The following is a 22,587-nucleotide window of genomic DNA, read 5'->3' on the forward strand; positions in this document are numbered from 1 at the left end:
CCACCCGCCCATCGGGGTACGGCGCCCCCGTGAGCACCGCATCCGCACGCCCGGCGGTCGTCCTCGACCTCGACGGCACCCTCGTCGACTCGGTCTACCAGCACGTCGTCGCGTGGCAGGCCGCCTTCCACGACGTCGGCCTGCACGTGGGCGCCGTACGGATCCACGAGGCGATCGGCATGGGTGGCGACCGCCTGGTGGCCGCGGTGGCCGGGGACTCAGCGGAGACCGCGGTGGGCGACGAGGTACGACGTCTCCACGACACCTACTTCGAGGCCGGGCTGAGGACCATCTGCCCGCTCGACGGCGCCCCCGAGCTCGTCGACGGACTCGTCGAGCGCGGCCACCGGGTCGTGCTGGCCAGCTCGTCGGAGTCCGGCCTGGTCGACCAGCTCCTGGAGATCGTCGGTGTCGGCCACCAGCTGGAGGCGGTGGTCACCGGCTCCGACGAGGCCGCGACCAAGCCCGCCCCCGACATGGTGGCGCTCGCCATCGAGCGGGCGGGCGGCGGACCCGCAGTCGTCATCGGGGACGCCACCTGGGACATCGAGTCGGCCGTCAACGCCGGCGCGAGCTCGATCGGGCTGCGCAGCGGCGGCGTCAGCGCCGAGCGGCTGCTCGCCGCCGGCGCCACGACCGTGCACGCCGGGCCGCGCGACCTCCTCGACCACCTGGACGACGCGCCGCTCGGCAAGCCCTGATCGTCAGTCACCTGCCGGGTACGGCGACTCCTTGAGCAGCCGGGCCAGGTGCGTCGCGTGGCGCGCGAGCACCTCGGTCGTGCCGACGGTCTTCTCGGGCGTCTCGTCGAGGTCCTTGTAGTCGACGGCCTGCATGGCCTCGCCGACCCAGTAGGTCACGGCCTGCGGCGGCAGGCTGAAGCCGACGTCGTTCAGTCCCTGGAAGAGCTCGGCGCTGACGTGGTGCGCCCCGTCCTCGTTGCCGACGACACCCACCCCGGCGACCTTGCCGAAGGTCAGCAGCCGGCCCTCGTCGTCGGTCTCGGACAGCTCGGCGTCCAGCCGCTCGAGGACCACCTTCGCGACCGAGGAGGGCTGGCCCATCCAGATCGGGGCGACCATCACGAGGATGTCGGCGTCGAGCATCTTCCGGCGCAGGGCCGGCCAGCCGTCGCCGTCGCCCTCGTCGGTGCTCACGCCGAAGCGGACGTCGTGGTCGACGACGCGCTCGATCGTGCCCATGACACCGAGGTCGCGGAAGGCGTCGAGCACCTGCTGGCCGAGGAGCTGGCTGCTCGACTCGGACGGGGTGGCCTTGAGCGTGCAGTTGAGGACGAGGCAGGAGAGGTCTGTCATGCCCGCCCGTACCCGGCCGTGCCACAGGCATGCAGCCCGGCGCACTGCGAGATCCGTCGAGGACCCCACGACACGGCGTACGGCGGGAGTCCTCGACGGACCTCGACCGCCCCACAGGTACCCCCCGGGACGTGATGCATGCGCGCCGGCCCCGACGACTGCCGGCGGGTCGATCGGGTACGGAGGCGCATGACCTCGCTCTGGCTCGACCGCGCCCAGCCGCTGACCGACGACCCCCTGCCCACCACGGAGGACCTCGACGTGGTGGTCGTGGGCGCCGGGCTGACGGGGCTGACCACGTCGCTCCTCCTCGCCCGCGCCGGCCTCCGGGTGGCGTGCGTCGAGGCCCGGGAGGTCGGCGCGGTCACCACCGGCCGGACGACCGGGAAGGTCTCGCTGCTCCAGGGCACTCACCTCTCCCGCATCCGACGGCACCGCGGCGACGAGATCGCCGCGGCCTACGTCGACTCCAACCGCGAGGGCATGGAGTGGCTGCTGCGCTTCTGCGACGACCACGGCGTCCCCGTGCAGCGGCGGACGGCGGTGACGTACGCCGCCGACGACAGCGAGCTGTCGTCGGTCGAGTCCGAGCACCGGGCCGCCGTCGCCCTCGGGCTGCCGGTCGGGTGGCGCGACTCCCTCGACGTCCCGTTCCCGCACGTCGGTGCGACCACGCTCGCCGACCAGGCCCAGCTCGACGCCATGGACGTGCTCGGCGCGCTCGCCCAGCAGCTGCGCGAGCACGGCGGGACGATCCACCAGGGCCACCGCGTGCGGTCGGTGTCGAAGGGCGGCAGTCCCGTCGTCCGGCTCGACGCCGGCCAGGAGCTCGAGGCGGAGCACGTCGTCCTCGCCACCGGTACACCGGTGCTCGACCGGGGGCTGCACTTCGCCCGGCTCGAGCCGCAGCGCTCGTACGTCATCGCGCTGGAGGGCGCCGAGCCGATGGACGGGATGTATCTCTCGGCCGGCTCGGACTCGCGGTCCGTGCGCGACGCCCCGGGCGGTGTCCTGGTCGTCGGCGGCAGCGGTCACGTCGTCGGACGCACCAGGTCCCACCTGGCCCACCTCGACGCGCTCCGCTCCTGGGCGGACTCGTGGTACCCGACGACGACCGAGACCCACCACTGGTCGGCGCAGGACTACTCCTCGCCCGACGGGGTGCCGATCGTCGGACCGATCACCCGCGGCAGCCGCATCCACGTGGCCTCCGGCTACGAGAAGTGGGGCATGACCAACGCGGTCGCCTCGGCCCGCACGATCTCCGCCGACATCCTCGGAGAGGTACCGCCTTGGGCGGAGGTGCTGCACGGGCGCGGTGCTGCCGTCAGCAACGCCGCCGAGCTGGCGCGGATCAACGCGGGCGTCGGTGCCGCCGTCGCGGCGGGCGCCGCCCGGACCGTGCGCGAGCGGCTGCCCGGAACGTCGGGTCCGGCGCAGGCGAGGGCGTGCGGCGTGGTCGGCGTGTGCACGCACCTCGGCGGGCTGCTGAAGTGGAACGACGCCGAGGAGACGTGGGACTGTCCCCTCCACGGGTCGAGGTTCACCAGCGACGGCGAGGTGCTGGAGGGTCCTGCCACCCGGCCTCTGCGGAAGCGGTGACCCGCCGGGTCAGCACCCGGGCCGCGAGGAAGCCGCCGATCGCACCGAAGAGGTGGCCCTGCCACGAGACGCCCGGCTGGCCGGGCAGGACGCCGAGCAGCGCTCCGCTGTAGAGCAGGAACACCGCGACGCCGATGAGGATCTCGGTGCCGTTCCGGTTGAGGAACCCGCGCACGACGAGGTAGACGATCCAGCCGAAGACCAGCACCGAGGCGCCGGCGTGGTTGCTGCCGGGCTGAGCGAAGACCCAGACGCCGAGCCCGCCGACGACCCAGATGATCGCGCTGGCGAGCAGCCCGCGCGCCACGCCCGTGGCCAGGGTCAGGAAGCCGAGCACGGCGACCGGGACGGTGTTGCTGACCAGGTGGCCGAACCCGAAGTGGAGCAGGGGGGCCACGGCGACCCCGATCAGTCCGTCCTCCGTGCGGGGCTGGACGCCGTACGGGTCGAGGGCGTGGCCGGTCGCGGTGTCGACGACCTCCAGCACCCACAGCAGGGCGACGAAGACCACCGTGACCAGCGCGGCCGACTGCCACGAGTCACGGCGCTGCCTCACCTGCGTCTGCATGCCCCTCATCGTCGCAAGGCGGGCCAAGCCGTCAGCGGCCCGCGGCGACCTCGGGCGGGAAGCCGCCGGTCGAGACGGTGCTCCACCGCGTCGGCGTGATCCGCAGCAGCGACTTGCCCTGCTCGACCATCGCCGTGCGGTACTCGTCCCAGTCGGAGTGCTCGCCCGCGATGTTGCGGAAGTACTCCACGAAGCCGTCGAGCGCCTCGTCGCCGTCGGCGGCGTCGAGGACCTCGCAGGTGCCGTCGACCTGCACCCACGCGTCGTCCCACTCGTCCGACAGGACCAGCACCGAGACCTCGGGGCGCCTGCGGGCGTTGCGGGTCTTGGCCCGCTGCGGGTAGGTCGCGACGACGATCCGGCCGCTGTCGTCGACGCCCCCCGCCACCGGAGAGGCCTGCGGCGAGCCGTCGGCGCGGCGGGTCATCAGGACCATCCGGTGCCGCGGGCGGACGAACTCCAGCAGCTGCTCGAGGTCGACGTCGGTGTTGGTCGCGATCGAGGGGGCCATCCGTCGAGGCTAGCGCGGCTCGGGCCACCCCTCCGGGCGACCTGTGACGCCAGCCGACCTGCCTACCGTCGGGGCATGACCACTGTGAACCGCACCTTCGACGTCCGTCCGCAGCCCTCCGTCGTCATCGACTACCTCAAGGACTTCAGCAACGCCGAGGAGTGGGACCCCGGCACCGAGTCCTGCACCCGCACCGACGGCACCGGCCCCGTCCAGGTCGGGTCGACCTGGCACAACACCTCCAAGATCGCCGGCGTCAGCACCGAGCTCGACTACACCCTCGAGCAGCTGAGCGACGACACGATCGTCCTGGTCGGCCGCAACGACACCGCGACCTCCACCGACACCATCACCGTCGTGCCGAGCCCCGACGGCCCGGGCAGCCGGATCACCTACGAGGCGAACATCGAGATGAAGGGTGCGGCCAAGCTGGTCGACCCCGTCATGAAGGTCGTCTTCGAGAAGATCGGCAGCGACACCGAGGACGACATGACGACGGTGCTCAACCGCCTGGCCTGACCTGCAGCTAGCCCTGCGGCGGCTTCTCCGACGCGCCGGAGTCCGAGTCGTCGTAGGTGAAGAAGGACAGCTTGCCGTCGGACTCGAGCACGGCGTACTCGATCTGCGAGGTGTGCCGGATGCCCTGCTCGCGTGCAGCGACGAGGAGGTCGGCCGTGGCGAGCCGCTGCGCCCTCATGGCGTCCTCGACCAGCCGGCCGTCCTCCACGACGAGGAGCGGCCGGCCGGTGACGACCGGACGGACGCGGGGGTAGCGCCACTGCAGCCAGGACAGGGCGACCGTCAGGAGCGCGAAGGTGCCGACGGCGAGGACGGCCGAGGTGATCGAGTAGTCCTGCTGCGTCACGCCCTGCTGGACCAGGTCGCCCATCGTCACGTAGAGCAGCAGCTCGAAGGTGCTGAGCTCGCCGAGGGTCGCCCGACCCACGGCGCGCGTGACGATCCAGAGGAAGGCGAAGAGCACCAGCGCCCGCACCACTATCTCCACGTCGGACTCCTCAGGGCAGCAGGTGGGTGGTGATGTCGACGGACACGAGCGCCGCGAGGTCGGCGTCGACGACCGCGACCGTCGCGTCGCGACCGACCTGGCTCGAGGGCTGGATGTAGGCGTCGTAGTCGACGGTGAGGACGTCGCCGTCCGGGGCGTCGAAGGTCAGGTAGAGCGTGTCGCCGTCGCGCACGCCCGTCGAGGGGTCGGGCGTGAAGCCCTGCGTCTCGTAGATGTCGAAGTAGTCGCCGGTCACCGCGATGGTGACCTCCTTGCCGAACCCGCCCGGGTGCGTGACCACGACGTGCCACGGGACGTCGAGACCGGCCCGCGCGACCCGGGCGTAGGTGACGTCGAGCCGGTAGCCGTCGGACTCGGCGGTCGCAGTGGCCGAGCGGACGCCCAGCAGCCCGGCCGCCCCGGCGAGCACGAAGGCGAGAAGCAGGCACAGGAAGGCGCGGCGCCCCCACAGGGCGCTCCGCTCGTCCGCGGCCGTCTCGACCCCGTCGAGCGTCGAACCAGGTAGCTGCACCCTCTCGGTGTAGCACCGCCGCAGCCGCGGCGCGGGATGACACGCTCGGACGACGCCTCACCCGCGCCGGCTGGCGTCCTCCACCGCTCCTGCGAGGGCAGCCGCGAAGACGTCGACGTGGGACTCGTCCCAGACGAGGGGCGGGCGCACCTTGAGCACGTCGCCGCGCGGTCCGGTGAGCCCGGCGAGCGCGCCGCGGGAGACCAGGGCCTGGAGCAGTCGACGCGCGGTCGGGCGATCGACGACGTCCACCCCGGCGACGAGGCCGAACGCCCGGACGTCACCGAGCAGGTCGGTCGTCGCGGACAGCTCGCGCAGCCGCCGGGCGAGGTGCGAACCCGTGACCAGGGCCTTCTCGGGCAGGCGGCGGTCCTCCAGCACGTCGAGGACGGCGTTGCCGGCCGCCGCGGCGGCCGGGGTCGCCGCGAACGTCGAGAAGTACTCCCACCGCCCGGCGAACCGGTCGACCACCTCGCGCCGGGTGACCACCGCACCGATCGGGTAGCCCGCGCCCATCGGCTTGCCGAGGGTCACCAGGTCGGGCACGGCGCCCGAGGCGGCGAAGCGCCACATCGCCGGGCCGGTGCGGCCGTAGCCGATCTGCACCTCGTCGGCGAGCCACAGCGCCCCCTCGGCGTGGGCGCCGTCGCGCAGCCCCTCGACGTACGACCGCGGGGCGTCGTGCACGCCCTCGCTGGTGAAGCCGGAGTCGGCCAGCAGCAGCGCCGGCCGATGCCCCGTCCCGCGCACGTCCTGCCAGGCTGCGCGGACCATCGCGGTCGTCGCGTCAGCGGACAGGTCGACACCGGCCAGCGGCGCACGGAAGGTGCCGACCGCCTCGGGCCGGTGCCCGGGCGGCCACTCGTTGGAGCTGAGGTCGGCCATCCACCGGGTCGTGCCGTGGTAGGCGTGCTCGGCGATCAGCGCGCCCGTCCCGCCGGTCCACTCGGTGGCCAGCCGCCACGCCAGCTCGTTGGCCTCGGTGCCGGAGGTGGTGAACAGGACGGTGTCGAGCCCGTCCGGCATCGTCGCGACGATGCGCTCGGCGAGCTCGACGACCTCGGGGTGCAGGTAGCGCGAGTGCGTGTTGAGGCGTCCGAGCTGGCGGCCGACGCGCTGCACCACCACGGGGTCGGCGTGCCCGACGACGGCGACGTTGTTGTAGGCGTCGAGGTAGCGCCGGCCGTCCGCCGCGGTGAGCCACGGGCCCTCACCGCCGACGATCTGCAGGGGCTGGTCGTAGAACAGCGGCGCCACCGCACCACCCATGGCTGCCGCCCGCCGGTCCGCGACGTCGTCGCCCGGCGCCGCCGCGCCGGTGCCGGCGAGCCGGTGCAGCCGTCGCGCCAGCTCTGGCGGGGACAGCCGCGCGAGCTCGGTGGTCGTACGCGTGTTGGCGTCGTCGTACTGGGTGATGTACGCCGTGTTGTCGGGGTGGGCGGCCGCGCGGCCACGGGAGATGAGCGTGCCGAGCACCAGCCGGGACAGCACGAGCTCGCCGAGCACCTCGACCTCGGCGTGGGAGAGCGGCCGGAGGCGCTGGTAGCCGCGGAGCGTCGCGGCCGCGAGCTCCCACGGGGTCGCGACCTGGGTCTCGCTGGTGTTGCGCAGCACCGACGTGAGTGCGACCGCGAGGTCAGCGACGTCTGCCGTGAAGTGCAGGTCACCGAAGTCGATGACCCCGGTGATGCGGCGGTCCGAGGCGAGCAGGTTGGTCAGCGTGACGTCGGCGTGGTGGATCCCGGAGGGCAGCGACGCCAGCCGTGGGAGCGCCGCTGAGACGCGCTCGACGACCGGGTGGAGCGGGTCGTCGGCGGTGAGCCCCCACCTCGCAGCGACGCGTGGAAGTGCGGTCACCTCCCAGTCGAGCTCGCGGCTCGCCGCGGCGGGGTGGAAGAAGCCACGGAGTGCCCGGGCGGTCCGGGCGGTGGCCGCACCGACCTGCTCGGCGAGGTCCTCGGTGACGACCTGACCCTCGAGCTGCTCGCCCGGCACGGTGGTGATGAGCCGGGCGAGGCAGGCGCGACCCCCGTCGTCGGTGATCGCGACGATGTCCTCACCACCCGCCGGGACCGTGCGCGGCACCGGGAGGTCGGGGGCGGTCGCGGCCACGTGCGCCATCGCCGCCACCTCCATCTCGACGAGCGCTCGCGACTCCGCGGGGTTGGCGACCTTGAGGACGTGGCCGCCGGCGACGAGGAAGTTCGCGTCGCGCTCGCTGGAGAGTGGTGTGACGTCCCCGGTCACGCCCCAGTGCTTCTCGGCGAGCCGTCGTACGGCGTCGGTCGAGAGGCGGGGCGCGGGCTCGTCCAGCACGTCGTGCGTCACCCGCGAAGAGTAGGGGTTCGGTGCGGGAGCATGGCGGCGTGAGCAGACCGACGCCCCACGTCCTCGTCGACCCGGAGATCCTCGACCGCAACGTCGACGCCATGCAGGCGGCCGCGAATCGTGCTGGACTCGCGCTGCGGCCGCACGCCAAGACCCACAAGTCGCTCGAGGTCGCGCGACGCCAGCTCGCCGCGGGGGCGGTCGGTCTCACCGTCGCGACGGTCGCCGAGGCCGAGGTCTTCGCGGAGGTCTGCGACGACCTCTTCATCGCCTACCCGCTGTGGGTCGACGACGAGCGGGCCGCTCGGCTGCGCGACGTGCTCTCGCGGGCGTCGGTCGCGGTCGGAGTCGACTCCGTCGAGTCGACGAGCCACCTCGCACCCCTCGCCTCCGCGGGCCTGCGCGTCCGGATCGAGGTCGACAGCGGCCACCACCGCAGCGGCGTACCTGCCGCGTCGGCCGCCGAGGTGGCGACCGCGGCCGCCGACGCCGGGCTGACGGTCGACGGCGTCTTCACCTTCCCCGGCCACTCCTACTCCCCCGACGCCCGCGCCTCGGCCGCCGCGGACGAGCGGCGCGAGCTGGCTGCCGCCCGCGAGGCGCTCCTCGCGGCCGGTCTGACCTGCGACGCGGTGAGCGGCGGGTCGACGCCCTCGGTCGAGTTCGCGGACGGCGACGTGCTCACCGAGGTGCGGCCGGGCGTGTACGCCCTCGGCGACGCGCAGCAGTGGGAGCTGGGCGTGGTCTCGCCTGCGGACGTCGCCCTCACCGTCGTCGCGACCGTCGTCGGTCGCTACCCCGACCGGGTGGTCCTCGACGCGGGCAGCAAGGTCCTCGGCGCGGACCGGGCGTCGTACGCCACCGGGCACGGGCGCCTGCTCGACCACCCGGACGCCAGGATCGTCGCGCTGTCCGAGCACCACGCGACGGTGACGGGCTTCGACGCCCCGCGCGGCACCCGCGTGCGCGTCGTACCGAACCACGTCTGCACGACGGTCAACCTCGCCGATGCGTACGTCGTCGGCGACGCCACGTGGCCGGTCGACGCGCGGGGCGCCAACACCTGAGGCGTCAGGCCCCGGGGAGCTGTCGCGTCCGCACGATCTCGGAGGCGACCTGCACGAGCTTGGTGTTGGTCTGCGAGGACACGCGCTTGAGGTAGGCCAGCGCCTGGTCGACGTCGACCCCGAGCCGCTCCATGAGGATGCCCTCGGCCTGCCCGATGACCGTGCGGCTCTGCAGCGCCACCCCCATGCCGTCGATCTCGCGGCCGGCGGCGATGGCCACGGCGAGGTGACCGGCCAGCGCCTGCGCGGTCGCGAGGTCGTCCTCGTCGAAGGCGTGCGGCCCGGTCCCGTAGATGCTCATGGTCCCGTAGTAACCGCGGGCGGTGAAGACGAGGATCGAGGCGACGGTCGCGAGCTGGTGCTCGGCGTGCACCCGGGCACCCCAGGTGGCGAAGCGGTCGTCGGTGGCGAGGTCGTCGACGACCACGACCTCCTCCGTGCGGTCCGGCGTGTGGCAGGGACCCTCGTCGAGCTCGTTCTGCAGCTCGTTGATCACCCGCAGCAGCTCGCCCGACGATGCGAGCGTGTGGCAGTGGCCGCCGCGGTTGATCGTGACCCCCGCGTGCAGGCAGTTCGGGATCAGCTCGACGGCCGCCTCGACCGCGAGCATCAACCGGTCGTTCTCCCCGTCCGCCGCGCCCAGCGCCCGGGCGAGGTCGGCGAACTCCGTCGTGGTGGTGCGCTCCGCGGACAAGACATGACTCCTCTGCTCGCCCACCACCCCGGCGGGCTTCTCCGAGCAGACATTCTCACCGGCGTCCAACTGGGTGCCAAGCCCGGTCTCACTCCGACGGCTTGACCGCCAGGACCGGGCACCACGACATCTCTTGCCGGCCGGCTGTCCACGCCGTCCGCGCCGACGCCGAGCCCTCACGCCCACCCCCTGGTGTGGCCAGACATCGAATGTAAGGACGTCCTTGACGCAATCTGCGGGAAGTGGGCGGCGTACACCGATCCGGAGTGGCACATACTCGGCGGGCGCCACTCGGCGCGGGGGCACGGTCAGACCCGACTGCATCCATTGGTCGCCACGGGCGATCGGGGCGCGGGGCGCAACCAGGCCCGATCACTCGACATGGGGGTTCTTCATCTTGCGCACATCACTGCTCGCACTTCCTCTCCTCGCGGCCGTCGCCTTCGCCGGCCCCGCCCTGGCCGCGACGACCGTCGCCGTCAACGAGGCCTCGCTGGGCTCCACCTGGTCCAACTCCAGCACCAGCGGCGGCACCGTGGCCTTCGGCACGGACTTCGCCGGGGTCGGCGCCCTGCAGCTGAACACTCCCGGCACATCCGACAAGGCCGAGCTGACCACGACGACCGTCGCGGGCGCTCCCCTGTCCACCCTCAGCAACGCCGCCTACCGGACCTACCGCGCCGCATCCTCCACCTCCAACGCGGTGCAGACCGCTGCGATCAAGGCGACGATCGACTTCAACGGCGCGGCCACCGGCGGGTACGCGGTCATCGTCTTCGAGCCGGTCTACAACACCGACCAGGGTGCCGTGGTCGACGGCACGTGGCAGAGCTGGCAGGCGGGCGGAGACGCCAAGTGGTGGTCCACCAGAGCGATGCCCGGCGTGACGTCGGCCTTCGACAGCTTCGTCCCGCTCAGCACCATCATCGCGGAGAACCCGGCTGCCACGATCACGGCGCTGACCGTTGGCACCGGCTCGGGCAACGCCGGCCTCCTCGCGGGCGTCGACTCACTGACCGTCGGCGAGACGACCTACGACTTCGGTCCCCGGGCCTTCGACAAGGCGGACTGCAAGGGCAACGGCTGGGCGACCAACTTCACCGCCGGCACGTTCGTCAACCAGGGTGATTGCGTCTCCTTCTACGCCTCGGCGGGCAAGACCCACGAGTAGTTCCTGAGCACGACGAGCAGCCCCCGCCGACCTCGGCGGGGGCTGCTTGAGCTCGGCACCGGCTCCCGTCCACCGCTCCCCACCTCGATCGCCCGTTGCACACGGCCGACGAGCTGTCGGCAAGGCAGCTGCTGGACCGCGCCACCGACCTCGTCGACCACGCCGGCACGAGCAGGCTGACCAACCGCCAGGCCGAGGCGATGGCCGACGCCATCGAGCACGGGGTCGAGCTCTACGCCGACCCGCTCCTGGAGTACGTGCCCGACTGACCTGCCGGCTCGACGTCAGGCGGTGGCTATCAGGTCCTGGCCGGTCCTCGCAGGGAAGCACATGGTGACGGTGGACCCGGTGCCACCGGGCCCGGACGTCAGCTGGATGGTGCCGTCGTGCCTCTGCACGGCGCGGGCGCAGAGCGCCAGGCCGAGGCCGCTGCCCGTCCGGCCGGAGGACGTGCCGGAGACGCGGGCGAAGGGCTCGAAGACCGTGGCCTGCAGGTGCTCGGGGACTCCGATGCCGTTGTCCGTCACGCGGACGACCACGCCGTCGGGAGAGTGCTCGGCCTGCACGCCGATGACCGGGACGACGTCGTCCGCGGTGTACTTCACCGCGTTGCCGATCACGTTGGCGAGCACCTGGCGCAGCAGCGTGGGGTCGCCGGCGACGGTGCCGAGGCCGTTCGCGCGCACGAGGGCGCCGCGGTCGGTGGCAGCGACGATCTCCTGCGCGACCTCGTCCACCACGTCGTCGAGGTCGACCTGCCTGACGTCCAGTGGCGCGCTGCCTGCCCTCGCGTAGGCGAGGAGGTCGTCGATGAGCGTGGACATGCGCTCACCAGTCGCAGCGATGCGACCGATTGCCTCTCGGGCCCCGTCGTCCAGGGTTGCCTGCTCGGTGAGGTGCTCGGTGAGGACCTCGACCCACGACTGCATCGCGGCCAGCGGGTTGCGCAGGTCGTGCGCGACAGCGGCCGAGAAGGTCTCGAGCTCGTCGACCTGCCGGCGGTACGCCGTGTCGTCGCGCAACGACACCACCGCGAGGCGCCGCGTCGGGTCGCCGTCGAGGTCAAGGGGGTCCGCGCGCACGGCGACGTACGAGTCGGCTGCTCCGTCCCGCCGCACCACCAGCTCGGCGGTGACGCTCTCGCCGGTGGCCAGGGCGACCGAGTGGGGCATCGTCTCCGGGGTCATCGGGCCACCGTCCGCCCGGTGGACACCGTAGGCCGATGGATGGTCGTCGGGGGTGATGCGGCCCTGCGGGCTCGGTACGAGGCGCACCGCAGCGGGGTTCTGCACCAGGATGTGGCCTGCAGCGTCGATCACAGCGATGCCGTGCTCGAGTCGGTTCGTGACGGCGTCGAGGAGCTGCGCCCGCTCGTCGGCCTGCCGGCGCGCCTCGGAGAGCTCCAGGGTCACGTCGTGGCGCTCACGCACCGCCCACGACAGCGTCAGGCTGATGACCGCCTGGATGAGAACGTACGCCTGGACGACCAGCGACCGGACGAGGGGGTCCTGGATGGTTCCGAACGGGCCGGTGCCGTTCAGGGACGCGAGGACGGCGAACACTCCGGCCGCCGTGGTCAGCACGGCAGCGATGACCGGCGAGAAGCGGAACCCGACGAAGGCGCCGACCGCGACGAGCACGAACGACAGGGGCAGGCCGTGGTTGCTCGCGAAGACCACCCACAGCGTGGCGGCAGCGAGGACCACCGTCGTGGCGAGGTCGATCGTGCCGTTGGGCCGGTCCTCGTTCGTGACGACGCTCGACCACGACGCGCCCGGCCGGTGCGCATGGCGGGCAGCGATGACAGCGAGCACGACGCCGGCGACGACGAACACGCCGGTCGTGTTGCGCAGCACCCAGGCGAACACCCCGACAGCCGTGGCCTGATCGGTGATGAGGAAGCCGGCGAGCATCCCGAACGGCGCGCTGGTCAGTCCCGCCGCCACGGATGCCTGGGCCAACGCCACGACCCCGTGGATGGAGCCCATGGCCTCGGCGCGCTGGGAGCGGGCGGTGGCCGTGCGCAACGACGGCAACGCCCACGCGAGGACACGCCGCACCGTGCAGCCGACAGTGACGTTTGCCAGGCCGAAGACCAGAGCCGGGACCCACGCGACGCCCGAGGCGGCGTTGACGACCACGGTCGTCACGAACAGCGTCGCGGTGTTGACCACCAGCAGCCGACCCGGCGATCGCTGGATCCACAGTGCCGCGACCCCGGCTGCCGGCCAGAACAGGGCGAGACCCGTCTCGGGAAGAGCGGTCTGGCGTCCCAGGACGACCGCAGCGGCGTACAGCAAGGCCCAGATCGCCGACCGCCCGACAAGCGCTCCCACATGTGCATTGTGGGGCACAAGATCACCGACGCGGGGCGAAACGGGCAAGCTCCCACATCGACACAGCGAGCGGATGCTGGTCAGTAGGTGAACTGCCCGACCAGTGAGCGCATCTCTGCGGCCATCTTGGCGAGCTCGTCAGCGGCTTCGCTGGTGCTGCCGGCAGCGGACATCGTGTCGGAGGCGGTGCGCGCGACGCCGGTGATGTTGGCGGCGATGTCGGTCGAGCCGATGGAGGCCTCCGAGATGTTGCGGCTCATCTCGTTGGTGGTGGCGGTCTGCTCCTCCACGGCGGAGGCGATGATGGCTTGGGTGTCGTTGATGCGACCGATGATGTCGGCGATGTCACCGATGGCGTCGACGACGGCGTCGGTGTCGCCCTGGATGGCCTGGATGCGCTGGTTGATGTCCTCGGTGGCCTTGCCGGTCTCCTGTGCGAGCTCCTTGACCTCGCTGGCGACGACTGCGAAGCCCTTGCCGGCCTCTCCCGCGCGAGCGGCCTCGATGGTGGCGTTGAGGGCGAGCAGGTTGGTCTGTTCGGCGATCGCGTTGATGACCTTGACGACGTTGCCGACCTCGCTGGACGACTCGCCGAGCTTGGCGACGGTCGCATTGGTGGACTCGGCCACCGCAACAGCCTGGGCGGCGACGGAGGCGGCGTTGGAGGCACTGGCGGAGATCTCGCGGATGGACGCAGACATCTCCTCGGTGCCGGTCGCGACGGTCTGCACGTTGCGGGAGACCTCCTCGGCGGCCGCCGACACGATCTCGGCCTGCGCGGAGGAGTCCGCTGCGGTGCCGGACATCTGACCGGACACCGCGGACAGCTCCTCGGAGGCTGCGGCGAGCGACTGGGCGTTGTGGTCCATCTGCTGGAGCATCGCGCCGAGCTTGGCGATGGTGGCGTTGAGTGCTGCGCTCATGCGCCCGACCTCGTCGGCGGACTCGACCTCGAGTCGGTGGTCGAGGCGTCCGGCGGCGACTTCCTCGAGCAGGTCGACGGTGCGCTGCAGCGGCCGGGAGACGAGCTGGCCGATACCGAGGGCGATGGCCATGGCGAGCCCGGTCGCGGTGAGCAGCATGAAGATCGTGAAGGTCCGGTCTGAGCGGTACGCCGCTCGTGAGTCCTCCATCGACGCGTCGGCCGCCGCGGTCTCGCCGGTCGCGATGTCGGCGAGCGCTTCCAGCGCTGTGTTCTCGGGTTGACCGAGGCGGTCCTGCATCGTCGCGATGACCTCGTCGGCCGGCGCGGTGCCGACCTGTGGGAGCAGCTGGTCGTCGCGAATGCTGCGGTAGTCATCGATGGCGTCGGTGAATGCGGTCGTCGCGGCCTCCATCCCCTTCGGATCTGTGTCGACGTACTTCGCCCACGACGCGTCCAGGGCGGCGTCGAGGTCGGCCACGTCGGAGCGGAGCTGGTCGGTGACGGGTTCACCTGAGAGAGCAGCCTCGTGCACGGTGTCGGAGACGACGACCAGGTCGCGCTGCACGTCGACGAGGTAGGCGATGGCCTTGAGGTTGTCCTCGTACATGACGTCGATGCGGTCGGCCGACTCCGCGAGCCGGACCAGTCCCGTGACGCCGACGACGATCATGAGGACGGCGACGACGGAGAATCCCGCCAGCAGCTTGTGCGCGGTGCGGAGGTTCTTGAACCTCCCGACCAGTCCCCTGGCGGGACGAGGGACTGCTTGCCGGCCGTGCTGGGCAGAGGTCTGCAGGCCGTTCACCCGTGACGCCCCGCTGCGGGGCGTTGTCGGGACATCGGAGGGACGGGTGGGGGTGGTCAGCAGGGCCATCGGGTCCCTCTCGGGGCTGGCGTCACACGATCAGCACCTGCGTGCACGGTTCGTGGGGCCGGCCGGCGGTGGTGGCGGTGCGCGTTACGGGGGTTCTGTTGTCACCTGTCGACGGTTGCGGGCCCCAGTTGAGCGACACGCACGGGTGGGGGACTCTCGGCGCCCCAGGACAACCCGTCGGTGTGCGAGGTGATGGCCCACTCGTGTCGGGGGCTCGTAGCACTGACGGGTGGTTTCGCCCGGGCGAACGTCCCGTTGGGTTGCGCTCGGTTCCGAGTGGTCGTGGGACTACGTCCGGACGTGCCCGAACGGCCCCGATGTCCCCTACCCGCCATGACGTTGCGCCAGGCCGGACGCCTCAGTCCTCCCCGACGTCGATGAGCACCTTGCCGACGGCCCCGCCCTCGACGGCGCTGTGCGCGTCGGCGGTCTGCTCGAGCGGGTAGTGGTGGAGGGGCAGGCCGTGGTCCTCGCCGACACCGAAGGCGCCGTCCGCCAAGGCTGCGGTGATGTCGTCCGCCGCGCGACGGAGGGCCTCCTGGCCGACCGTGTAGAGCAGGACCCACTGGAAGCGTGCGTTGGTCGAGAAGGTCCTCCGCACGCTGATCGTCACCTCGTCGCCGCCGTTGTTGGCGTAGACCGCGATCGTGCCGCGGGGCTTGATCACCGCGAGGTCGAGGTCGAGGTTCTGGGCGGGCGCGACCTCGACGACGAGGTCGACGCCGTCGGGCGCGAGGTCGCGGATCGCCGCCTCCGTGTCACCGTCGCGGTAGTTGACGACGTGGTGGGCGCCGGCAGCGGTCGCGAGGCCGCCCTTCTCGTCGCTGCTGACCGTGCTGATGACGGTCGCTCCGGCCCAACGGGCGAGCTGGATGGCCGCGTTGCCGACGGCGCCGGCCCCACCGGCGACGAGGACGATGTGGCCGTCCAGCGCGCCGGGGGCGAGCCGGTCCGGGCCGTCCTCGGAGGTGGTGAGGGCGCGGTGGGCGGTGACCGCGGGGACGCCGAGCGATGACCCGACGTCGTACGACGTCGAGGCGGGCAGCACCGTCACGCGCTCGGCCGGGATGACGACCTGCTCCTGCGCGGTGCCACCGGGACGATGGTGCTGGGCGAGCATCGTCCAGACGCGGTCGCCGACGGCGAGGTCCGTGACGTCGGGGCCGACGGCGTCGACCACGCCGGCGCCGTCCTGGCCGGGCACGATCTCGGGGAACGCGAGCTCACCCATGCCGCCGGCGCGGAACTTCCAGTCGGTGGGGTTCACGCCCGCGCGGACGATCCGCACCCGGACCTCGCCGGGACCGGGCTCCGCCGGCTCCCTCTCGACCAGCTCGAGCACGGAGGCGTCGCCGCTCTCGGTGTAGACCACAGCACGCATCAGGAGTCCTTCCCCTCGGGATCCGGTACGGCTGGCCCAACCGTCGGACCCGCCGGGATATGCCCGGCGGGTCCGACGACCCGCACCCGTCAGCTGGTCGGCAGCGCCGTCTTCCAGATGCCGCGGCCGTGCGTGGCGACGTACAGCGAGCTCTCGTAGACCTCGACGTCCATCACGGTCGTCAGCGGGAGGCCCGTCCCCAGCCGCTGCCAGCCCGTCTGGCCCGGAGCCCGGTAGAAGACCGCCAGGTCGGTGCCGACGAGGAGACCGCCCGAGGGGAGCACCTTCACCGAGTTCGCCGGGAGGTCGGGCAGGTTGCCGGAGATGTTGGTCGCGGTCCACGAGCCGTCGGCGCCCTTGGTGTACTCGTACACGTGGCCGGTGCCGGCGCCCGGTCCTTCGGTGAACCGGCGGGAGAAGCCGCCGAGCGCCACCAGGACACGGTTCTCGTTGCTCGGGTCGACGGCCACACCACCGATGTAGCGGTTGGGGAGGTTGTCCAGCTTGACGACGTCCTGCGTGCCCGTCGTCAGGTTGCCGATGACCAGGCCCCGCTTGAAGCCGGAGTTGTTGCACGGTCCGCACCAGCCCGCGACGTAGGTGTTGCCCTGGGCGGCGACGGCAGTTGCGACTGCCGTGGAGGAGAACTTCGTGAGGTCGGCGATCGACGTCCAGGCGGAGCCGTCCTCGATCGCGAAGCCCTGCGTCTGCTTCCAGACGTGCGCACCGCCGGCGATCCAGGTGTTGATGTCGCTGCCCGAGGCCGCGAACGGAGCGATGAAGCGGGCGTTCGTGTCGGGCGGGGCGATGTCTCGCGTGGTCGCCTTCGCCGTGTCCGAGAACGCGGCCGGGTCGCTCTGCGCCGCACAGGTGTTGGTCACCCGCATCGACAGGTAGACGTACTCCTGGACGATGTTGCAGCCGTCGCCCGGGTCGACGAGCACGTCGCCGCCGTCACCGCCGAAGTTCGACGACATCTCGCCCGAGCCCTCGAAGGTGATCGAGCCGCCGTTGTCCTGCAGGCCTCCGGACACGATCGGGTCGCCCGCCGGCAGGGACTTGCCACCGATGTAGGTGCCGGCCTGCTGCAGCGTGGAGGGCTTCGCGGCACCCACACCCACCGCGTAGTACTGGAGGTTGTCGTTGGACCCGTCGTTGAGGCTCTGCCAGTCGGTGGCGTGTCCCTCGCTGTCGGCGGCTCGGCTGTTGGCCGGGCGCCGGTAGACGCCGCCGTCGTTGCCGATGTAGACCATCGCCTTGCCGCCGCTGAGACCGATCGACGCCGAGTGCTGATCGGAGTGGGTGGTCTGGCTGCAGCCGGCGAAGTCCTGGCTGAAGTCGGTGCCCCAGCAGCTGAAGTAGAAGTTCCAGTACGGCCCGATCGTCTTCCACGTGGATCCGCCGTTGCGGGACTCGTAGACCTCCTCGAGGCCGACGAAGAGGTGCTCGGGATCGGCCGGGTCGACGACCAGCGACTGGTTGTACCAGGCCTGGATGCCGGGCCCGTAGCCCTTGCCGCCGACTGCCTGCTTGAGCGCGGAGCCCGATGCCGCGAGCTTCTCCGAGGTCGCGATCCGGGTCCACGGGCCAGCGGGGTTGCCGCTCCTGGAGACGTAGACGCCGTCGAGCACGGTGTTCGCGGTGCCGGTGGTCTTGTTGAGCAGGCGCGGTGACTGGTTGATCGCGTAGACCCGCGACGAGTCGGCGGAGTACTGCAGCGTCACGTTGCCGACGTCGTCGGCGGGAAGGGTACCCTGCAGCTTGACCCTCTTCCACGTCGCGCCGGCGTCGCGCGACTCGTAGAAGCCGTTGTAGTAGATCGTCCCCACCGGGGCCGGGAAGCTCAGTGCCCCGCTGCGCCACCCGATCGCGGCGACGATGTGCTTCGCGTCCTTCGGGTCGACTGCGATGTCGTTGACGATGTTGGCGTAGGGAGCGTTGGCGTAGGGCTCGTCGGCGTACGCGCCCTCCTTGATCACGGTGGTCGCGCCGTCGCCCGACGTCGTCTTCTTGATCATCTCGGGGTTGGGCGCGAAGAGGAACGTCCAGGGCTCGCTGCGGCGGGCGAGGTTGGTGCTGTGGCTCCACACGCCTCGGCTGGTCGCGGCGTAGACGGTCGTCCCGGCCTTGTCGAAGCGCAGGGCGTTGATCGTCGTGGAGTCGAGCTCCTCGGTGCCGACCTTGTCCTGCGGCCGGAAGGTGCCGGTGCGCGGGTCGGAGAGCGCGTACACCCCCTGCCCGACGTACGACGTGGCGCCGGTGTTCGCCTCGCCCGTGGACAGCCAGAGGCTGCCCTGGTTGTTCGGCGCCAGCCGCAGGTCGCCGGTGGAGAGGCTGCCGAGCTGGTCGCTGATAGGCGTCCAGACCTGCGCGGAGGACGCTCCCGTGCCGGTGAGGTGGGCGCGGAACACCCCGCCGTTGGCTCCGCCCTCGTAGACGTAGCCGTCGTCGTCGGACGCCAGGCCGGTGACCCGGCCGGTGACGTTGCCCGACCCGCCGGACGAGTTCGAGTAGTAGTCGCGGAAGCGGGTGTCGTCGGCGTTGTAGGGGACGTTGGTGACCTCGGTCCACGCGCCGCCGACCGGGGTCAGCGCGTTCAGCGCCGCGAGCGCCTGCCGGTAGCCGTCGGGGTTCACGATCCCGGGGGCGGTGCGAGCCTGGGCGAACTGCTCGGACGCCGTGCGGGCCTCCACCGACTCGCCGCCGGCCTCGCCCTGGATGCCCATCTCGTGCTCGGCCTCCTCGCTCTCGGCACCCTCGCGGCCGTACTCGAGCAGCTCGCGCGCCTTCATCGGCAGCCGGTGCTCCGCCGCAGACTCCGCGCGATCGGGATCCTTCCCCGGCGATCCGGGCGACCCCGGCGATCCCGAGCAGGCGGTGGCCGTCAGGGCCAGGACAGCCGCGCCGGCAAGGGCGAGGCGACGAGCGGTTCGACGTGGCATGGTTCATCCCTTGGTCTCGTCCAGCGGCGTCTTGTGGACCCCATGGCGAAACTCAACGTACGACTAAAGTCGCATGCTGACGAGAGCGCAGACCGGAGCGATTTCGCGGAAGGCCTCCCTACGGGGGAAGACCTCCGGTGCGTCCGATCGGGCGGCGGATCGCTCAGCACTCGACGACGTTGAGGGCCAGTCCCCCGCGCGCCGTCTCCTTGTACTTGTCCTTCATGTCGCGCCCGGTCTCGCGCATCGTCTTGATCGCCTTGTCGAGCGAGACGTGGTGCGAGCCGTCGCCGCGCACGGCCATCCGGGCCGCGGTGATCGCCTTGATCGAGGCCACGGCGTTCCGCTCGATGCAGGGGATCTGCACGAGGCCGCCCACCGGGTCGCAGGTGAGCCCGAGGTTGTGCTCGATGCCGATCTCGGCCGCGTTCTCCACCTGCTCCGGCGTACCGCCGAGGAGCTCGGCCAGACCCGCGGCGGCCATCGAGCAGGCCGATCCGACCTCGCCCTGGCAGCCCACCTCGGCCCCCGAGATCGATGCGTTCTCCTTGAACAGCAGGCCGATCGCCGCAGCCGTCAGCAGGAAGCGGACGACGCCGTCGTCGTCCGCGCCGGGCACGAAGTGGTGGTAGTAGAGGAGCACTGCGGGCACGATCCCGGCCGCACCGTTGGTCGGCGCGGTGACGATCCGTCCGCCGCCCGCGTTCTCCTCGTTGACCGCCAGCGCGTAGAGCGTCACCCACTCCATCGCCATGAGGGGGTCGGCGACACCGGAGGCCCACTCGACGTCGAGCCTGGCCTTCAGCTCGCCCGCACGACGGCGTACCTTCAGCCCGCCCGGCAGCACACCGGTCGCCCGGGTGCCGCGGTCGACGCACTCGCGCATCACCTGCCAGATCGCCAGCAGCTCGCCGCGCACCTCGTCCTCGGAGCGACGCACCAGCTCGTTGGCCAGCATCACGTCGCTGATCCGCAGCCCCGTCGAGCGGGTGATGGCCAGCAGCTCGTCGGCGGTCGAGAAGGCGTACGGCACGGGGGTGTCGTCCGGGACGACCGCGGGGTTGCCGAGGTCGTCCTCGCCGAGCACGAAGCCGCCGCCGACGGAGTAGTACTCGCGCCGGCGCAGCTCGCCGCCCGACGCGTCGAACGCCAGGAAGACCATGCCGTTGGTGTGGAACTCGAGACGCTTCCTGCGGTGCAGCACGACGTCGTCGTCGGCGTCGAACCCGATCTCGTGCGTCCCGGCCAGACGGAGTCGCCCGGTGTCGCGGACCGCCCGGACCGCAGGGTCGGCCGCGACCGGGTCGACCAGGTGGGGCTGCTCACCGGCGAGGCCCAGGACGACCGCCTTCACGCTGCCGTGCCCGTGCCCGGTCGCGCCGAGCGAGCCGAACAGCTCGACGTGGACCCGGGCGACCCGGTCGAGCAGCCCGTCCCCGCGCAGGCCGTCGACGAAGAGGTACGCCGCCCGCATCGGGCCGACCGTGTGCGAGCTGGACGGACCGATCCCGACCTTGAACAGGTCGAACACGCTGATGGTCATCGCGCTCCCTCCGTCGCCCATGATGGGGCTCGCGGGCGTCGAGGACAAGAGCGGTGTTGCCTGTGACGCTTTCGGTTGCGCTCACCGCAACGCGGACTCATTCGCGGCGCCCGTCCGCCGGGCGCACCAGCGCCGCCGGCACCCACGCCTGGGCGAGCTGCACCTCGAGCCCGAGGCCGGTGGAGTACGCCTCGGCGCGCACCACCCACGCCTCCCACCCGCGACGGTCGCTGTGCCGCCAGGCCAGCAGCACGCCCGGCGCCGGCCCGGCCCACTTCCCCGTGAGGTCCACCCACACGTGGAAAGGAGGCTGGCGCGCCATCCGTCCAGAATAGAACAGGTGTTCGATCATGCGACATCGTGGCTGCTTCCCGACCAACGTCTCCATGCCAGATCGACTTTGGCATGATTCACCCCGTGAGCCGAGGCGACGACGTCATCCCGCTGCGTGAGGCCACCAAGGCCTGGTTCGCGATCTCGTTGCAGACGATCGGCGGCCCCGCAGGCCAGATCGCGGTCATGCAACGCACCCTCGTCGAGGAGAAGCGCTGGATCGGCCAGCAGCGGTTCCTGTTCGCGCTCTCCTACTGCACGCTGCTGCCCGGGCCGGAGGCCCAGCAGCTGGCGACGTACGTGGGCTGGCTGCTCAACGGCGTCCGCGGCGCCCTCGTCGCCGGCATCCTCTTCATCCTCCCGGGAGTCGTCGCGCTCCTGGTGCTGTCGGGCGTCTACGTCGCGTACGGCGACACGACGCTGGTCGAGTCGCTCTTCCTCGGCCTCGCACCGGCGGTGATCGCGATCGTCGTGCAGGCCGTGGTCCGCGTCGGCCGCAAAGGTCTGGGCCATCCCGCCCTCGTCGCGATCGCCGTGACGTCGTTCGTCGCTCTCACCTTCTTCGGCGTGCCGTTCCCGGTGGTCGTGCTCGTGGCCGGTGTCGCCGGCTGGCTGCTCGGGCGCCGGTTCCCGGCCCTGACCGCGCCACCGAAGGCGGCCGGTGATGACGGTCCGGCCCCGCTGATCAGCGACGACGCCCTGCACGCCGAGCGACCGTCGGGCCGACGCGCGGCCATGACCCTCGCCATCGGCCTGGTCGTGTGGTTCACCCCCGTGCTGGTGGCCGCGCTCGCCTTCGGGCGCTCGAGCATCTTCGTCGACCAGGGCCTCTTCTTCTCCGGCGCCGCGGTGGTGACGTTCGGGGGCGCGTACGCCGTCCTCGCCTTCGTCGCGCAGCAGGCGGTCGAGGTCTACCACTGGCTCGCGCCGGGCGAGATGGTCCGCGGGCTCGCCCTCGCCGAGACCACCCCCGGCCCGCTCATCATGGTCGTCCAGTTCGTCGCGTTCGTCGGCGCCTACCGGGCTCCCGGGACCCTCGACCCGTGGGCGGCGGCGGTCCTGGCGGCCCTCCTGACGACGTGGGTGACGTTCGTCCCGTGCTTCCTGTTCATCCTGCTCGGGGCGCCGTACGTCGAGCGCCTCCGCGGCAACCGCGACCTCGCCGCCGCGCTGGCGGGCATCACCGGCGCGGTGGTGGGCGTGATCGCGAGCCTCGCGGTCTTCTTCGCGGTGCACACCCTCTTCGAGGACACCGCGACGATCACCTCAGGGCCGTGGGACCTCGAGTACCCGGTCCTGCGGAGCCTCGACTGGGCATCCCTGGCGATCACCGCACTCGGGTGCGCCCTGGTCTTCTGGCGGAAGTGGTCGGTGCTGCGCACGCTGGGGGCCTGCGCCCTCGCCGGCATCGTCCTCGGACTGACGCTGGCCTAGCCTGTCGATGTGGCCGCAGGCCCC

General features: G+C 71.8%; 20 protein-coding genes. 7 read left to right on the top strand and 13 right to left on the bottom strand.

Annotated features, from left to right (window positions below; all coding sequences use genetic code 11):
- Nucleotides 1-29 precede the first annotated feature (29 nt).
- Nucleotides 30-701 carry an HAD family hydrolase gene (locus tag L2K70_RS09720; RefSeq protein ID WP_236401639.1) on the top strand — a complete coding sequence of 224 codons (672 nt, stop codon included), beginning with the start codon at nucleotides 30-32 and terminating at the stop codon, nucleotides 699-701.
- Nucleotides 702-704: 3 nt separating this feature from the next.
- Here the strand turns inward: L2K70_RS09720 and L2K70_RS09725 are convergent, their stop codons facing one another.
- A complete protein-coding gene (locus tag L2K70_RS09725; protein WP_236401640.1) occupies nucleotides 705-1,316 on the bottom strand; it encodes a flavodoxin family protein in 612 nt (203 codons plus the stop codon).
- 189 nt (nucleotides 1,317-1,505) lie between these two features.
- On the opposite strand from L2K70_RS09725, the gene L2K70_RS09730 reads away from it, so the two are divergent.
- Entirely contained in the window at nucleotides 1,506-2,918 is a 1,413-nt protein-coding gene (locus L2K70_RS09730; RefSeq protein ID WP_236401641.1) for an FAD-dependent oxidoreductase, read from the top strand.
- On the opposite strand, the gene L2K70_RS09735 is transcribed toward L2K70_RS09730, so the two are convergent.
- On the bottom strand, nucleotides 2,860-3,486 hold the full coding sequence (locus L2K70_RS09735; protein WP_236401642.1) for a rhomboid family intramembrane serine protease: 627 nt from the start codon (nucleotides 3,484-3,486) through the stop codon (nucleotides 2,860-2,862). The genes L2K70_RS09730 and L2K70_RS09735 overlap by 59 nt on opposite strands.
- Nucleotides 3,487-3,517: 31 nt before the next feature.
- Nucleotides 3,518-3,997: a PPOX class F420-dependent oxidoreductase gene (locus tag L2K70_RS09740; protein ID WP_236401643.1), complete on the bottom strand. Its 480-nt coding sequence runs from the start codon at nucleotides 3,995-3,997 to the stop codon at nucleotides 3,518-3,520.
- Between the two features lie 75 nt (nucleotides 3,998-4,072).
- On the opposite strand from L2K70_RS09740, the gene L2K70_RS09745 reads away from it, so the two are divergent.
- Nucleotides 4,073-4,516, top strand: coding sequence for an SRPBCC family protein (locus L2K70_RS09745; RefSeq protein WP_236401644.1), 444 nt, complete (start codon nucleotides 4,073-4,075; stop codon nucleotides 4,514-4,516).
- Between the two features lie 7 nt (nucleotides 4,517-4,523).
- Here the strand turns inward: L2K70_RS09745 and L2K70_RS09750 are convergent, their stop codons facing one another.
- From L2K70_RS09750 to L2K70_RS09760, 3 genes are read right to left on the bottom strand one after another with little or no spacing between them, the layout of a single operon-like run.
- Entirely contained in the window at nucleotides 4,524-5,003 is a 480-nt protein-coding gene (locus L2K70_RS09750; protein WP_236401645.1) for a DUF421 domain-containing protein, read from the bottom strand.
- 10 nt (nucleotides 5,004-5,013) lie between these two features.
- Nucleotides 5,014-5,535 (bottom strand): hypothetical protein, encoded by a 522-nt coding sequence (locus tag L2K70_RS09755; protein WP_236401646.1) that lies wholly within the window; start codon nucleotides 5,533-5,535, stop codon nucleotides 5,014-5,016.
- Nucleotides 5,536-5,592: 57 nt separating this feature from the next.
- Complete coding sequence (locus tag L2K70_RS09760; RefSeq protein ID WP_236401647.1) at nucleotides 5,593-7,863, bottom strand: aminotransferase class III-fold pyridoxal phosphate-dependent enzyme; 2,271 nt, start codon at nucleotides 7,861-7,863, stop codon at nucleotides 5,593-5,595.
- A 38-nt stretch (nucleotides 7,864-7,901) separates the two neighbouring features.
- Between L2K70_RS09760 and L2K70_RS21645 the strand changes: the two genes are divergently transcribed.
- Nucleotides 7,902-8,930, top strand: a complete 1,029-nt coding sequence (locus L2K70_RS21645) for an alanine racemase (RefSeq protein ID WP_236401648.1) — start codon at nucleotides 7,902-7,904, stop codon at nucleotides 8,928-8,930.
- A 4-nt stretch (nucleotides 8,931-8,934) separates the two neighbouring features.
- Here the strand turns inward: L2K70_RS21645 and L2K70_RS09770 are convergent, their stop codons facing one another.
- Nucleotides 8,935-9,624: an ANTAR domain-containing protein gene (locus L2K70_RS09770; RefSeq protein WP_236401649.1), complete on the bottom strand. Its 690-nt coding sequence runs from the start codon at nucleotides 9,622-9,624 to the stop codon at nucleotides 8,935-8,937.
- A 397-nt stretch (nucleotides 9,625-10,021) separates the two neighbouring features.
- Here L2K70_RS09770 and L2K70_RS09775 point away from each other — a divergent pair, with 397 nt between their 5' ends.
- Entirely contained in the window at nucleotides 10,022-10,795 is a 774-nt protein-coding gene (locus L2K70_RS09775; protein ID WP_236401845.1) for a hypothetical protein, read from the top strand.
- Nucleotides 10,796-10,890: 95 nt separating this feature from the next.
- On the top strand, nucleotides 10,891-11,064 hold the full coding sequence (locus L2K70_RS09780; protein WP_236401650.1) for a hypothetical protein: 174 nt from the start codon (nucleotides 10,891-10,893) through the stop codon (nucleotides 11,062-11,064).
- 15 nt (nucleotides 11,065-11,079) lie between these two features.
- On the opposite strand, the gene L2K70_RS09785 is transcribed toward L2K70_RS09780, so the two are convergent.
- The 6 genes from L2K70_RS09785 to L2K70_RS09810 all read right to left on the bottom strand — a co-directional run bounded on the left by L2K70_RS09785 (nucleotide 11,080) and on the right by L2K70_RS09810 (nucleotide 21,148).
- Nucleotides 11,080-13,131 (bottom strand): sensor histidine kinase, encoded by a 2,052-nt coding sequence (locus L2K70_RS09785; protein WP_236401651.1) that lies wholly within the window; start codon nucleotides 13,129-13,131, stop codon nucleotides 11,080-11,082.
- 80 nt (nucleotides 13,132-13,211) lie between these two features.
- Nucleotides 13,212-14,930 carry a methyl-accepting chemotaxis protein gene (locus L2K70_RS09790; protein ID WP_236401652.1) on the bottom strand — a complete coding sequence of 573 codons (1,719 nt, stop codon included), beginning with the start codon at nucleotides 14,928-14,930 and terminating at the stop codon, nucleotides 13,212-13,214.
- Nucleotides 14,931-15,288: 358 nt separating this feature from the next.
- Nucleotides 15,289-16,311 (bottom strand): NADPH:quinone reductase, encoded by a 1,023-nt coding sequence (locus tag L2K70_RS09795; protein WP_236401653.1) that lies wholly within the window; start codon nucleotides 16,309-16,311, stop codon nucleotides 15,289-15,291.
- An 89-nt stretch (nucleotides 16,312-16,400) separates the two neighbouring features.
- Nucleotides 16,401-19,253 carry a hypothetical protein gene (locus L2K70_RS09800; protein WP_236401654.1) on the bottom strand — a complete coding sequence of 951 codons (2,853 nt, stop codon included), beginning with the start codon at nucleotides 19,251-19,253 and terminating at the stop codon, nucleotides 16,401-16,403.
- A 163-nt stretch (nucleotides 19,254-19,416) separates the two neighbouring features.
- The gene (locus L2K70_RS09805; RefSeq protein WP_236401655.1) at nucleotides 19,417-20,796 is read right to left on the bottom strand and encodes an L-serine ammonia-lyase; all 1,380 of its coding nucleotides are present in this window, start codon (nucleotides 20,794-20,796) and stop codon (nucleotides 19,417-19,419) included.
- A gap of 97 nt (nucleotides 20,797-20,893) precedes the next feature.
- Entirely contained in the window at nucleotides 20,894-21,148 is a 255-nt protein-coding gene (locus L2K70_RS09810; RefSeq protein ID WP_236401656.1) for a hypothetical protein, read from the bottom strand.
- Between the two features lie 65 nt (nucleotides 21,149-21,213).
- Between L2K70_RS09810 and chrA the strand changes: the two genes are divergently transcribed.
- Entirely contained in the window at nucleotides 21,214-22,563 is a 1,350-nt protein-coding gene (chrA, locus tag L2K70_RS09815) for a chromate efflux transporter (RefSeq protein ID WP_236401657.1), read from the top strand.
- The last annotated feature ends 24 nt before the right edge of the window (nucleotides 22,564-22,587 follow it).

The organism is Nocardioides potassii (assembly GCF_021648885.1).
Classification (GTDB): Bacteria; Actinomycetota; Actinomycetes; order Propionibacteriales; family Nocardioidaceae; genus Nocardioides; species Nocardioides potassii.

What these genes read in the sequence shown, in the direction of transcription:
- L2K70_RS09725 (WP_236401640.1), bottom strand. Translation starts at nt 1,316, where the DNA reads ATGACAGACCTCTCCTGCCTCGTCCTCAACTGCACGCTCAAGGCCACC.
- L2K70_RS09730 (WP_236401641.1), top strand. Translation starts at nt 1,506, where the DNA reads ATGACCTCGCTCTGGCTCGACCGCGCCCAGCCGCTGACCGACGACCCC.
- L2K70_RS09735 (WP_236401642.1), bottom strand. Translation starts at nt 3,486, where the DNA reads ATGCAGACGCAGGTGAGGCAGCGCCGTGACTCGTGGCAGTCGGCCGCG.
- L2K70_RS09740 (WP_236401643.1), bottom strand. Translation starts at nt 3,997, where the DNA reads ATGGCCCCCTCGATCGCGACCAACACCGACGTCGACCTCGAGCAGCTG.
- L2K70_RS09745 (WP_236401644.1), top strand. Translation starts at nt 4,073, where the DNA reads ATGACCACTGTGAACCGCACCTTCGACGTCCGTCCGCAGCCCTCCGTC.
- L2K70_RS09790 (WP_236401652.1), bottom strand. Translation starts at nt 14,930, where the DNA reads ATGGCCCTGCTGACCACCCCCACCCGTCCCTCCGATGTCCCGACAACG.
- L2K70_RS09795 (WP_236401653.1), bottom strand. Translation starts at nt 16,311, where the DNA reads ATGCGTGCTGTGGTCTACACCGAGAGCGGCGACGCCTCCGTGCTCGAG.
- L2K70_RS09800 (WP_236401654.1), bottom strand. Translation starts at nt 19,253, where the DNA reads ATGCCACGTCGAACCGCTCGTCGCCTCGCCCTTGCCGGCGCGGCTGTC.
- L2K70_RS09805 (WP_236401655.1), bottom strand. Translation starts at nt 20,796, where the DNA reads ATGACCATCAGCGTGTTCGACCTGTTCAAGGTCGGGATCGGTCCGTCC.
- L2K70_RS09810 (WP_236401656.1), bottom strand. Translation starts at nt 21,148, where the DNA reads ATGATCGAACACCTGTTCTATTCTGGACGGATGGCGCGCCAGCCTCCT.